The 12,070-nt window shown below is 72.5% G+C and carries 10 protein-coding genes; 3 read left to right on the forward strand and 7 right to left on the reverse strand.

The features are described from left to right. Nucleotides 1-21: 21 nt before the first annotated feature. Nucleotides 22-1,827 (forward strand): SLC13 family permease, encoded by a 1,806-nt coding sequence (locus ABD831_RS00715; RefSeq protein ID WP_344940093.1) that lies wholly within the window; start codon nucleotides 22-24, stop codon nucleotides 1,825-1,827. A gap of 194 nt (nucleotides 1,828-2,021) precedes the next feature. Here the strand turns inward: ABD831_RS00715 and ABD831_RS00720 are convergent, their stop codons facing one another. The 3 genes from ABD831_RS00720 to ABD831_RS00730 form a co-directional block, all read right to left on the reverse strand. Then, entirely contained in the window at nucleotides 2,022-2,228 is a 207-nt protein-coding gene (locus ABD831_RS00720; protein ID WP_147065972.1) for a hypothetical protein, read from the reverse strand. A gap of 96 nt (nucleotides 2,229-2,324) precedes the next feature. Continuing rightward, complete coding sequence (locus ABD831_RS00725; RefSeq protein ID WP_344940096.1) at nucleotides 2,325-5,165, reverse strand: winged helix-turn-helix domain-containing protein; 2,841 nt, start codon at nucleotides 5,163-5,165, stop codon at nucleotides 2,325-2,327. Between the two features lie 456 nt (nucleotides 5,166-5,621). Then, nucleotides 5,622-7,058, reverse strand: a complete 1,437-nt coding sequence (locus tag ABD831_RS00730) for an FAD-dependent oxidoreductase (protein ID WP_344940099.1) — start codon at nucleotides 7,056-7,058, stop codon at nucleotides 5,622-5,624. A 120-nt stretch (nucleotides 7,059-7,178) separates the two neighbouring features. On the opposite strand from ABD831_RS00730, the gene ABD831_RS00735 reads away from it, so the two are divergent. Then, a complete protein-coding gene (locus ABD831_RS00735; RefSeq protein ID WP_344940102.1) occupies nucleotides 7,179-7,547 on the forward strand; it encodes an ArsR/SmtB family transcription factor in 369 nt (122 codons plus the stop codon). 12 nt (nucleotides 7,548-7,559) lie between these two features. Here ABD831_RS00735 and ABD831_RS00740 read toward each other — a convergent pair whose 3' ends face one another. The 4 genes from ABD831_RS00740 to arsB form a co-directional block, all read right to left on the reverse strand. Further along, the gene (locus ABD831_RS00740; protein WP_344940105.1) at nucleotides 7,560-8,099 is read right to left on the reverse strand and encodes a DinB family protein; all 540 of its coding nucleotides are present in this window, start codon (nucleotides 8,097-8,099) and stop codon (nucleotides 7,560-7,562) included. A 97-nt stretch (nucleotides 8,100-8,196) separates the two neighbouring features. Continuing rightward, nucleotides 8,197-8,619 carry an arsenate reductase ArsC gene (locus ABD831_RS00745; protein ID WP_344940108.1) on the reverse strand — a complete coding sequence of 141 codons (423 nt, stop codon included), beginning with the start codon at nucleotides 8,617-8,619 and terminating at the stop codon, nucleotides 8,197-8,199. Continuing rightward, the gene (gene arsA, locus ABD831_RS00750) at nucleotides 8,616-10,445 is read right to left on the reverse strand and encodes an arsenical pump-driving ATPase (RefSeq protein ID WP_344940111.1); all 1,830 of its coding nucleotides are present in this window, start codon (nucleotides 10,443-10,445) and stop codon (nucleotides 8,616-8,618) included. Before arsA ends, ABD831_RS00745 begins: the two co-directional genes overlap by 4 nt. Further along, a complete protein-coding gene (gene arsB, locus ABD831_RS00755; RefSeq protein WP_425582784.1) occupies nucleotides 10,445-11,431 on the reverse strand; it encodes an ACR3 family arsenite efflux transporter in 987 nt (328 codons plus the stop codon). Before arsB ends, arsA begins: the two co-directional genes overlap by 1 nt. A 292-nt stretch (nucleotides 11,432-11,723) precedes the next feature. Here arsB and ABD831_RS00760 point away from each other — a divergent pair, with 292 nt between their 5' ends. Continuing rightward, nucleotides 11,724-12,068, forward strand: a complete 345-nt coding sequence (locus tag ABD831_RS00760) for an ArsR/SmtB family transcription factor (protein ID WP_344940114.1) — start codon at nucleotides 11,724-11,726, stop codon at nucleotides 12,066-12,068. The last annotated feature ends 2 nt before the right edge of the window (nucleotides 12,069-12,070 follow it).

Below are 12,070 nucleotides of genomic sequence, written 5' to 3' on the forward strand. Positions count from 1 at the left end.
CGGGACCCCGACGATGGGAGCGTGAGCCCGGCCACCACGAGCCTGGTCGTTCTCGCCGCGACCGTCGCCCTCTTCGTCTGGAACCGTCTCCCCGTCGGGAGCGTGGCCGTGCTGACCTGCCTCGCGCTCTACGCGACCGGCCTCGTCGACGCCCACACCGCCCTCTCCGGCTTCGGCGACCCCGTCGTCGTCTTCATCGCGTCCCTCTTCGTCGTCAGCGAGGCCATCGACTCGACGGGCGTGACGACCTGGGCAGGACAACGCCTCATCGATGTCGTCGGCGACGGGGCGGTGCGGCTCACTGTCGCCGTGCTCGGCCTGTGCGCCGTCCTCACGGCCGTCATCACCCTCAACGGGTCCGTGGCGGCCCTGCTGCCCATGGTGCTCGTCCTCGCCACCCGCATCAGGCGCTCACCGTCGCTGATGCTGATGCCGATGGCCTTCGCCGGGAGCGCCGGCTCCCTCCTGGCCCTGACGGGCAGCCCCGTCAACGTCATCGTGTCCAACGCCGCCGTCGAGGCGGGCTCGCAGCCTTTCCGCTTCTTCGACTTCGCGGTGGTCGGCCTGCCCCTCGTCATCGCCACGGTCGGTCTCGGCGTGCTGCTCGGTCCACGGGTGCTTCCCCGTCGGTCCTCGTCCCAGCCCGTGCGCGACCTCGGGCGACACGCCAACCGGCTCGCCGCCTACTACGAGCTGCACGACGGCTTCTACCGCCTGCGCGTGCGACCCGGCTCCCCCGTCGTCGGGGTGCCGGCCGCCCGGCTCGACCTCACGGCATACCCCGGCGTGACGCTCATCGGCGTGCAGAGCGCGGGGGGCCACTCCGTCACGGGTGCGACGGAGGTCGGCGACGACGACGTCGTCATCGTCAGCGGCGCCAGCGACGCCGTGAGCCGCCTCGTGCCCGAGCTGCGCCTGGCGGTCGCGATGCGGCCGATCACGGTGGAGACCGCCGGTCTCATGAACCGGGAGGTGGGCGTCGCGGAGGTCGTCGTGCCGCCGCGCTCGCCGCTCGTGGGCGAGACCTCCTTCCCGGGCCAGATGCGTGCGGCCGACCTCGTCGTGCTCGGCATCCGCCGTCTCGGCAAGGATGTCGGGGCGGCGTCCCTCGAGCTGGTGGCCGGTGACAGCCTGCTGCTGCACGGCACGTGGTCCTCCATCGAGGAGCTGGTCCACGACCGCGACGTGCTTCTCGTCGACTCCCCCGATCTCGTTCGGAGACAAGCGGTTCCGCTCGGTCCACGGTCGGGGCGGGCCATCGCCGTACTGCTCGCCATGGTGGTGCTGCTCGCTCTGGGACTCGTGCCGCCGGCGATCGCCGGGCTCGCCGCCGCGACGGCCATGGTGCTGACGAAGGTGGTGAGCGTCAACCAGGCCTACCGCGCCGTCTCGTGGCAGACCGTCGTGCTCATCGGAGGACTCATCCCGCTGTCCACCGCCATCGAGACGAGCGGTGCCGCAGACCTCGTCGCCAGGGGGCTCATCGACGTCGTCGGCAGCGGCCGCCCGTACCTGCTGCTCGCCGCCCTCTTCACCGTCACGGCGGTCGTGGGTCAGGTGGTGAGCAACACGGCGACGGTGCTCATCGTGGTGCCGATCGCCGTCGCCGCAGCCCAGGAGACGGGCGTCTCGGTCCAGCCCGTGCTCATGCTCGTGGCCGTCGCCGGCGCCGCGTCGCTCCTCACCCCGATCGCGACACCGGGCAACATGATGATCATGGGACCGGGCGGCTACCGCTTCGGTGACTACTGGCGGCTGGGGCTCCCGGTCCTGCTCGTCTGGATGGCCGTCGCCCTCGCGGTCATCCCGCTCGTGTGGCGATTCTGACCTGCGTCGAGCACGCCGACGCCGCCGAGCGGCAGCGCCGTCAGCGGGTAGCTGACGAGCAGAGCGCGACGACGACCTCGACGCCCGAGACGACGGCGGCCGGGACCCCCACCCGCGGCGATGACGAGCGCCGCCACCACGGTGGGGCGGGCTCCTCCGACTCGTCGGACACGGGCTCTCAGTCCGTCGGTCCGTCAGTCCGGGAGCCGGCGCAGCTCGAGCAGCGTGAAGCCGAGATCCTGGAACCGGTCGAGGATGCCGTGCAGGTGCGGGGCGTCGACGACGTCGCCGTACATGACCGATCCCGTCGTGCCGGTCGCGACGGTCGACTCCTCGAGCTCGGGGAAGGCCGATCGGGCGACGTCGGGGATGTGCTCGACCAGGATGAACTCGTAGCGCACGCTGCCCCCTCCACGGGTCGATCCGATGCCGAAGCTCCTGGTTCGATCGTGCCGCGCCCCGTCCGGTGGGGCGTCACCCCGGGCGGGTGAGCCTGCCTAGAGGAGGCCGAGTCGGCGGGCGGCGGCGACGGCGTCACGCCGGGAGCCGACCCCCAGCTTCTGGAAGAGGGAGCGCAGCTGGGTCTTGACGGTGTTGCGGCTCACGGCCCGCGCCTCGGCGATCTCGGCGACGGTGAGCAGCGAGGGGAGCTCGCGCAGCAGGCTCAGCTCCCGGGAGCTGAGCGCGACGTCGAGGAGCGGCTCGGCCGGGACGTCGCTCGTCGCCCGCACGTGCTCGCGCAGCTCGCGCGCGAACGGCTCCAGCTCCCCGAAGCGACCCGCTCCGGCTGCGAGGAGGTCTGAGACTTCGGGCGCGACCTCGAGGACCATCCGCAGGGCGCGCTGGGGTGCGGCCAGGGTCAGCGCGGCGACCAGCTCCTCGTGCGCCACGGTCGGCTGGGTGTTGCGATGGGCCACCACCGCGGCGACGAGGTGCACGGTGACCGAGACCCGCAGGGCCTGCGTCCCGGAACCGGTGTCGGGCGCAGGGGCCAGGAGCGGAGCCACGGCTGTTCGCGCCGCAGTGTCGTCGCCGGCGCGCAGGTGTCGGACCGCGGCCATCGTGACGACCTCGGCGGCGGCCCCGGGAGCTTCCTTGCTCAGCTGCTCGATCTCGTGTGCGAGCCGCGGAAAGCCGGCCAGCAGGACGATCCGGTGGGCGCGAGCGAGCTCCCCGACGGCCAGGCGAGGGGTCATCGTCACGTGCCCCGCGGTGCGGGCACCCGCCATGACCCGGTCCACGACGTCCTGCCGGATCCCCGGCTGCTCGGCAGCCTCGAGGAGATCGAGGTTGGCCTCGAGCATGCGTGCCAGACGTCCCAGCTGCTCGAGACCTCGCGCAGCCGTCGACAGCGCACCGGTGGACGCCTCCACCTCCCCGTCCGACACGGCCCGGTCGCGGGTCAGGCTCGCGGTCCCCTCGGTCATCATCGACTCCACGACGCCGAGCAGCTCGAGCGCGGTCCGGTTGCGGTCGCGGGCGGTCGCGTCGTCGAGGACGTTGAAGGCCGCCCAGCCGGCGAAGACGTGGGCAGGGAGCAGACGGGGCGAGGTGGCCCACGGTGTGCCTTCGGACTCCGCGAGGGCACGCTCGGACCAGGCCGCCATGTCGACGAGGTCCTCGAGGCTGGCCGCTGCCGCGGCCAGGCCCACCATGGCCTGCAGCGCGGGCAGGGGGTGACCGGCCGCCCGGGCGGTCGCCAAGGCCGACCGGTAGGCCGTCCTGGCCTCGGCGAAGCGTCCGTCGCCGAGAAGGACGTCGCCGCTCGTCAGCTCGTCGAGCAGGGTGAGGTCGGTGTGGGAGTGGGGCACGAGACCGCGCCCGCGGGCCCGCTGCTCCCCGGACCACGTGGTGAAGGTCGAGCTCAGCGCGGCGGCGAGCCCCTCGGCGAGCTGTTCGGCACCGCTCGACCCGGACTCCTGCATCCTGTCGTCGGGACCGGGGTGCCGCGCGGGCTCCTCGCCCACGAAGGACAGCCAGCGCAGCCCGACCGCCAGGAGTCGCTCGAGCGGCAGCATCGCGGGGTCGACGGCGGGGGCGCCGTCGCCACTCGGGGCCTGCGTGAACCACGACCCTGGTTGCGTCACGAGCGAGGTGAGCTGGCTTCTCGCTGCCTCGGGGTCGGCCAGGTCGAGGCTCGCCAGCGCCGCGACGGCCGTCATGACCGGGTCGCCGGCGTGCACCGTGCGCACGGCCGCCTCGACATCCGACGCGCGCCCGTCGAGCAGCAGGTGGAGGGCGTGCTGGTGGATGACGTCGCTCATCAGGTCGAGGTCACCCGCGGCCTCCGCGTGACGCAGCGCCTGTCCCGGGACGTCGTGGGCGGCATACCACTGGGCGGCTCGTGCGTGCACCTCCCGGGCGCCGCCCACACTGCCTGCCTCGAGCATCGCGCCGAGGTAGCTGCGCAGGAGCACGTGGTAGCGGTAGGTCGGCGTGCCGACCCGGTCGACCGTCACCATCGCGTTGTCCGCGGAGAGCGCGTCGAGGAGGGCCCCCGCGTCGTCGCGCCCGGTGACCGCAGCGCCGAGGTCTGCCGTGAGGTCGTCGAGGACCGAGGTCGACAGGAGGAAGTCACGCGTCGACTCGTCGAGGCTCGAGAGCACCTCCTCCACGAGGTAGCCGGACATGGCTCGGTCGCTCCGCGCGAACTCGCGCAGGAAGGCGTCGGCGTCCCGGCCTCGGGCGAGCGACACGGCGGCGAGCGCGACGCCCGCGGCCCAGCCCTCGGTGAGCTCCTGCAGGTGGCGCACCTGCTCGTCCTCGAGTGTCAGGTCGTGCCGCGAGAGCAGCTCGCGGGTGTCGTCGAGGGAGAAACGCAGGTCGTGCTCACGCACCTCGACCAGCCGCTCCTCGAGGCGCAGGCGGGCCAGGTGCAGCCCCGGCTCGGACCGGGTCCCGACGACGACGTGCAGGTGGGAGGGCGCCCAGCGGACCAGCATCTCGACGAGGTCGAGGCAGCGCGGGTCACGCACGAGGTGAAGGTCGTCGAGGACGAGCCACGTGTCCTGCGGCGCGGTCCGCGTCAGCTCGACCAGCCACGTGACGAAGGCGTGGCCGACCATGCTCGGCACGGTCTCGTCCGTGGGCCCAGCCCCCGCTCCCGCGGCCCGCACGGCACCGAGCAGCGTCTTCGCCATGACCTGGGGGTCGTTGTCCTCGCGGTCGAGCGAGGCCCACCCGACGTGCCCTCCGCGCTGCTCCAGCTCGCCCGACCAGTCCGCGAGGAGGGTCGTCTTGCCCGTGCCCACGGACCCGGCGACGAGCACCATGGTGCCGCTGCCGCGCTCGGTCGCGGACGCGAGGGGGGTCGGTGCCGGGATCGTGGCGCGACGCACGGTGCGACCCGTGAGTCCTGGGGCCCGGTGCTTGGGCGACGGACGCGGAACGACCGTCTCGTCACCCCCGGCGCGGCTTCCGGTCGTGCTGACGGTCCCCGAGTCCACGATGGTCAGCGACCGTCGCGGCGCCCGGTGCGTGTCGTGCACGCGTCGGCGGGTCCGGTCCTTCGACTGCTTCTGGCGAATGCGGCTGCAAGAGTCATCTCGGTGCACTTTCGGGAGGGGTACGCCTAGGACACGTGCGGACCGACCGCTCGACCGCCGTTCACCACGTGCCTCCGCGGTGAACGGCCACTCGGCCCGGTTTCACCGTACCTTCGCTCCGTCGCCCCGGCGCGCTTTCGGCGTGCTGCCGGCAGGAGCGTCCACGTGGCGGGCTCTCGGGCCGGGGGCAGCGCGGAGCCGTAGCCGCGAGGGAGCCGGAGCCGTGAGGGAGCCGCCGGTCGTGGTCACTCAGCACGCAGTGGGCCGGCGCCCTCCACCGCTGCTCGACGGTGCACCGATGCTGACGAGCTGCGGAGCCGTGGGTGCGCAGCACCCGCCACCCTGCTCGCCGTCGGCCTTCGTGGCATCCGAGTCGTCGAACAGACCCGCGCCTCCACACACTCCGGTCTCGGGCAGGGTGAGCTCGACGCGCGCGGCCGCCTCGCGGTCACCGGCCAGCGCCGCAGCGACGGAACGCACCTGCTCGTAGCCGGTGAGGGCCAGGAAGGTCGGCGCGCGCCCGTAGGACTTCATGCCGACGACGTAGACGTCCTTCTCGTCGTGACCGAGCTCGGCGGCTCCGTGCGGGTAGACGGTGCCGCAGGAGTGCACGTTGGGGTCGATGAGCGGGGCGAGACCGACGGGCGCCTCGAGTCGGTCGTCGAGACGCAGGCGCAGCTCCGACATGATCGAGTGGTCGGGCCGGAAGCCGGTCAGCCCGACGACCTCGTCGAGGCCGTCGACGCGGCTGCCGTCCTCGCCGACGAGGGTGAGCGCACCGCCCCCGTCGGGGCGCGAGGCGAGCTCGACGGCTCGGGTGCGGAAGCCGGTGACGACCTCGACGTGCCCCGCCGAGACGGCATCACGGGCCCGCACGCCGAGGGCGCCGCGCGCGGGCAGCTGGTCGGCCTCCCCGCCGCCGTATGCGTTGTCGACCCTCCCGCGGCGCAGCACCCACACAGCCGTCGTGCCGGGCACCTGCTCGGCGAGTCCGGCGAGGACGACGAGAGCCGTCAGGGCGGAGTGGCCCGAACCGACGACAGCCGTGCGCCGGCCTCCGAAGCGGGCGACGTCGTCCGGGGACGCGGCGTCAGGGACCCGGTAGGAGATGTGGGCGGAGACCGCGGGTTCCTGCTCGCCGTCAGCGGGGTAGCCGTCGCCGCCGAGCGGGTTGGGGCTGGTCCACGTGCCCGAGGCGTCGACGACGGCGCGGGCGGTGACCCGGTCCGTGCGGCCGTCCGCGTGCCGGACGTGGATGGTGAAGGGCTGGTCCTCGCGGCCGGAGTCGACGACGCGGTCGCGGCCCCGGCGGGCGATGCCGGTCACGGTGCGTCCGAAGCGGACCCGGTCACCGAGGGCGTCGGCCAACGGCTGCAGATAGGACTCGACCCACTCGTCGCCGGTCGGGTAGCGCTCCGCGTCGGGCTCGGTCCAGCCCGACCTGGACAGCAGCCGACGAGCGGCCGGGTCGACGAGCTCGGACCACCGGGAGAAGAGTCGGACGTGGCCCCACGAGGCGACGGAGGCTGCGGCCCGGCTCCCACGCTCGAGCACGAGCGGCGCGAGGCCGCGCTCCAGCAGGTGCGCCGCTGCCGCGAGGCCGACCGGACCGGCGCCGATGACGACGACGGGCTCGGCGGCGGCGGGCTCCGTCGGCGCGGGGTGCGTGGGGGTGGTGCTGGTCATGGGACAACCTCCGGGGTCGCGCAGCGGCGTCCGTGCCGGGGACCGCGCTGATTCGATGCATGTCGATGTCTCGTCACTCGTCATCTTGCAACTGGCTTCGACAGATGTCAACATAGACACATGTCGAACCCGCTTGAGCTCCGCGACGTCTCCTCCGACAGCCGCCAGGGTCAGCTGTGCTGCGCCCCCTTGTCGCGTGCAGCGCTGAACGAGGCCGACGCGGCTCACGCAGCAGAGATGTTCAAGGCCCTCGGGGACCCGGTGCGGCTCAGGCTGTTCTCCAACATCGCCTCGTCGCAGGGCGGCGAGGCCTGCGTGTGCGACATCCAGGACGTCGGGGTCTCGCAACCGACGGTGTCGCACCACCTGAAGAAGCTCCGCGAGGCCGGGCTGCTCGAGTCCGAGCGTCGCGGGAGCTGGGTCTACTACCGCGTGTCACCGGGCGTCCTTGCCGTCATGGCCCGGCTGCTGGCGCCGGCAGCGAGCTGACCGCCTCGGACCTCACGCCTGCTCGAGCGTGAGCTGGGTCCGGTGGAAGTCGTAGTGCGCGATGCCGTAGGCATACACCTCGGCCAGCGTCATCGTGTCGTGGAAGAACGGGTCCCACCCGACGGGGAAGTGCATCCGACGGCCGAGGGTCGCCTCCGGCTCGGCATCGAGCCTACGGTGCAGCTGCGCGACGGTGCGGTCGAGCTGCGCGGGCAGACGGGGGCCGTGGAAGACGAGCGCGCCCCCGACCGACCCGAGGTAGTTGACGGTGTGGAACGGTCGGGTCGCGGCATCGAGCACGGCTGCGAAGCGGCGACCGAAACGGTCGGGCAGCCGCCCGAAGAGTCGCACGAGCGGCAGGAGCCGGCGCACGATCAGGAAGCCGAAGGCCATGTGCCACAGCAGCTGGCCGTTGGTCCACCGGGTCCCGGCGGTGCGACGACGCAGGTCGGCCGGGGTGGCGTGGCCGACGAGGTCGCGCAGGTCGGCGCGGACTCGCTCGAGCTCGTCGTGGAGGTGCTGCCGGTCGGTCGGCTGACCGCTGGTGGCCATGAGCCAGTCTCGCGCCGGGTCGCCCGGCAGGGAAGGCCTCGCGGGGCCCGCCGAGTCGGGCGTTCCCCCTCCCGTCCGACCAGGTGGCACGGGCTCCTCAGACGCGTCCGTCGACCGGGGCGACGTCGAGCGACGCGAGCAGGCCGAGGACCCGCTGCCTGATCTCGTCGCGGATGGGTCGCACCGCCTCGACCCCCTTGCCGGCGGGGTCGGCGAGCTCCCAGTCCTCGTAGCGCTTGCCGGGGAAGATCGGGCAGGTGTCGCCGCAGCCCATGGTGATGACGACGTCGGACTCCTTCACCGCCTCCGTCGTGAGGATCTTGGGGCTCTCAGCGGTGATGTCGATGCCCTCCTCCGCCATGGCGGCGACGGCCGATGGGTTCACCTGGTCGGCGGGGGCGGACCCCGCGGAGCGCACCTCGACCTCGCCGCCGGAGAGGTGCGCAAGATAGGCGGCCGCCATCTGCGACCGTCCGGCGTTGTGGACGCAGACGAACAGGACGGAGGGCTTGTCGGTCATGAGGTCTCCTGGGTGGTGGGGGTCAGGGCGGGCGTCGCGGTCAGCTCGGACAGGGCGGGGGCGCCGACCGGCTCGTGCGCCAGCATCGGCAGCACGGCCACGCGGTCGCAGAGCCTGGCGACCGATGCGAGGGACGGCGACTCCGCACGGGCTCGCGCCCGGAGGAACGGCGAGGTCGGAGCCGCCGCGGTGAGGCTGGCATTGACGACCCAGGCCCACGGGGTGATCCCGGCGCGCGCCAGGTCGTCCCGCAGCTCCCGGGCCTCGAGCACCGGCGTCGTCTCCGGCAGGGTGACGATGACCACCTTGGTCCGGCTCGGGTCCTGCAGCCGCATCAGCGGGGTGACGAAGCGTGGGCCGTCGCCCATCTGGCGGGTGATCTCGCGGTGGTAGGAGCCGGTCGCGTCGAGCAGGAGCAGGGTGTGACCGGTCGGTGCCGTGTCGAGCACGACGAACTGCTTGCGGGCGCGGAAGACCACGTGCGAGAACTGCTGGAAGACCGCCACCTCGTCGGTGCACGGCGACCTGAGGTCCTCGGCCAGCGCGGCGCGTCCCGCGTCGTCGAGTGCCTTGCCCTTGCCCGCCATGACCCGGTCGCGGTACTCGGCGATGGCCCGCTCCGGGTCGATCCGCTCGACGGTGAGGTGCGCCACGTCGGCCTGCAGCGTCTCGGTCAGGTGCGCGGCCGGGTCGGTGGTCGTGAGCAGCACCTCGTGGCCTCGGGTGGCGAGCTCGAGTGCGAGAGCAGCGGCGACCGTGGTCTTGCCGACGCCGCCCTTGCCCATGCACATCACGAGGCCGTTGCCGTCGGCCTCGAAGTCGTCGACGAGGCGGCGCAGGCTCGTGAAATCCTCTGCCAGGGAAGGGATCTCGTCGCCCACTGGCGTCATCGTCGCGCCGTCGAAACCGTCGACACCGTCGAGAAGGTGTCGCAGCGCCGGGACGCCGACGGTGTTGAACGCGAGCAACGGGACGGTCGTGCGTGGCAGCGCGGCGAGGTCGTCGGGGACGGCGGCCAGCGCTGCGGTCTCGCGCGCCCGGATGGCGTCGAGGAGGACATCGTGCCCTGGCGGGGTGACGGCATACGTCGGCATGACGCCGTTGACGACGAGGTGCGCGTCGGACATGCCGAGTGCGCGCAGCTCTGCGTACGTGCGAGCGGCCTCGGCGATCGCCGAGCGTTGCGGACGCGTGACGATGACGAGGCGCGTGCGCGCGGGGTCGGTCAGCGCTGCCAGCGCACCGGCGTAGTCGTGGCGCAGCCGGTCGAGGCCCGCGACCGGCCCCAGGCACGACACGTCGCCCTTGCCGTCGGACAGGTAGGTGGTCCACTCCCCCGGCAGCTGCAGCAGACGGAGGGTGTGCCCGGTGGGGGCGGTGTCGAAGAGGACGTGGTCGTAGGCGGCCGTGGAGGTCTCGTCGGCCAGCAGCGAGGTGAACTCGTTGAAGGAGGCGATCTCGGTCGTGCAGGCTCCGGAGAGCTGTTCGGTCATCGCTGAGAGCTCGGGCACCGGCAGGACGTCGCGCACCGGGTCGATGATCGCGGCGCGGTAGGCGTCGGCCGCCTGCTGCGGGTCGATCTCCAGGGCGTCGAGGCCCGGGACGCCCGGCACCGCGGTGATCGCGTTGCCCACCGTGGTGCCGAAGACCTGCCCGACGTTCGAGGCCGGGTCGGTGCTCGTCAGCAGCACGCGCTTGCCCTGCCCGGCCAGGACGACCGCCGCCGCGCAGGCCAGCGAGGTCTTCCCGACGCCGCCCTTGCCCGTGAGGAACAGGAAACGGGGCACCGTCTCCAGGAACGGCAGGTTCGGCAGGGACGCAGTCATCAGGGGCCCGTCGGAGCGCTGAAGCGCTTGCGCAGGGCGAGGCTGACGTAGACGAGGGCGACGAGGGCGGGCACCTCGATGAGGGGACCGACGACCCCCGCGAGCGCCTGGCCGGAGGCGGCCCCGAAGGTGGCGATGGCGACGGCGATCGCGAGCTCGAAGTTGTTGCCCGCCGCGGTGAAGGCGAGCGTCGTCGTGCGCTCGTAGCCCAACCCCAGGCCGGCGCCGAAGGCGAAGCCACCGCCCCACATCACCGCGAAGTAGACGAGCAGGGGCAGCGCGATGCGCACGACGTCGAGGGGCCGTGAGGTGATCGCGTCCCCCTGGAGGGCGAACAGGATCACGATGGTGAAGAGGAGTCCGTAGAGCGCCCACGGTCCGATGCGGGGGATGAAGGTGCTTTCGTACCAAACACGCCCGCGCCGGCGCTCACCGATGCGTCGGGACAGGAACCCGGCCAGCAGCGGGATGCCCAGGAAGATGAGGACGGACCGGGCGATGTCCCACGTCGAGGCGTCGATGCCGGTCTGCTCGAGGCCGAGCCACCCGGGCAGCACCGTGAGGTAGAACCAGCCGAGGCCGGCGAATGCGACGACCTGGAAGACCGAGTTGAGGGCCACGAGCACGGCGGCGGCCTCCCGGTCACCGCACGCGAGGTCGTTCCAGATGATGACCATGGCGATGCAGCGTGCGAGCCCGACGATGATGAGGCCGGTGCGGTAGGCGGGGAGGTCGGGCAGGAAGATCCACGCGAGTGCGAACATCAGCGCGGGCCCGAGCACCCAGTTGAGCAACAGCGAGCTCACCAGCAGGCGCTGGTCGCCCGTGACGGAGTCGAGCCGGTCGTAGCGCACCTTGGCGAGCACCGGATACATCATGACGAGCAGGCCGAGGGCGATCGGGAGCGAGACCCCGCCGACCTCCACGCGCGACATCGCGTCGCCGAGACCGGGCACGAGTCGGCCGAGGAGCAGACCGGCCACCATGGCGAGGCCGATCCAGACGGGCAGGAAGCGGTCGAGGGTCGAGAGCTTGGCGACCACTGGGTCGTACCGGTCGTGCCCTTCCTTCCCTGGCCGGGCCGTGTCGACGGGGAGGCTGGGGTTGGGACGACTGGTCACCGGTGTCCTTCGCAGGCTGGTTCTGGGGCGGCTGACGACTGCATCGACACACGTCGATACTCCAACGTTGGCAGCCACATCAACCCGTGTCAATATGGATCATCGTCGATGACGATGATCACACGGTGACACCGGCAGTCCCACGAGAGGCGGACGCATGAGCGTGACCACGCTGAGCACGACCCCGCGGCAGATCTCGGCCTGCGGCGCCGCCCCCGTCGACGTCCTCGACCGCACCGAGGCGGAGCGCCGCGCCGGCCTGCTCAAGGCGCTGGCCGACCCGGTGCGACTCCAGCTGCTCAGCATCATCAGCGCCTCCCCGGGCCAGGAGGCCTGCGTGTGCGACATGACCGACGCCGTGCAGGTCTCGCAGCCGACGGTGAGCCACCATCTCAAGACGCTCGTCGACGCCGGCATCCTCAGCCGCGAGCGTCGCGGCAGCTGGGCCTGGTTCCGGCTCGAGGCCGAGCGCCTCGACGACGTGCGCCGCTTCCTGGCCTAGGG

The organism is Terrabacter ginsenosidimutans, from assembly GCF_039539425.1.
GTDB classification, from domain to species: Bacteria; Actinomycetota; Actinomycetes; order Actinomycetales; family Dermatophilaceae; genus Terrabacter; species Terrabacter ginsenosidimutans.

What these genes read in the sequence shown, in the direction of transcription:
- ABD831_RS00730 (WP_344940099.1), bottom strand. Translation starts at nt 7,058, where the DNA reads ATGACCAGCACCACCCCCACGCACCCCGCGCCGACGGAGCCCGCCGCC.
- ABD831_RS00735 (WP_344940102.1), top strand. Translation starts at nt 7,179, where the DNA reads ATGTCGAACCCGCTTGAGCTCCGCGACGTCTCCTCCGACAGCCGCCAG.
- ABD831_RS00740 (WP_344940105.1), bottom strand. Translation starts at nt 8,099, where the DNA reads ATGGCCACCAGCGGTCAGCCGACCGACCGGCAGCACCTCCACGACGAG.
- ABD831_RS00745 (WP_344940108.1), bottom strand. Translation starts at nt 8,619, where the DNA reads ATGACCGACAAGCCCTCCGTCCTGTTCGTCTGCGTCCACAACGCCGGA.
- arsA (WP_344940111.1), bottom strand. Translation starts at nt 10,445, where the DNA reads ATGACTGCGTCCCTGCCGAACCTGCCGTTCCTGGAGACGGTGCCCCGT.
- arsB (WP_425582784.1), bottom strand. Translation starts at nt 11,431, where the DNA reads ATGGTGGCCGGTCTGCTCCTCGGCCGACTCGTGCCCGGTCTCGGCGAC.
- ABD831_RS00760 (WP_344940114.1), top strand. Translation starts at nt 11,724, where the DNA reads ATGAGCGTGACCACGCTGAGCACGACCCCGCGGCAGATCTCGGCCTGC.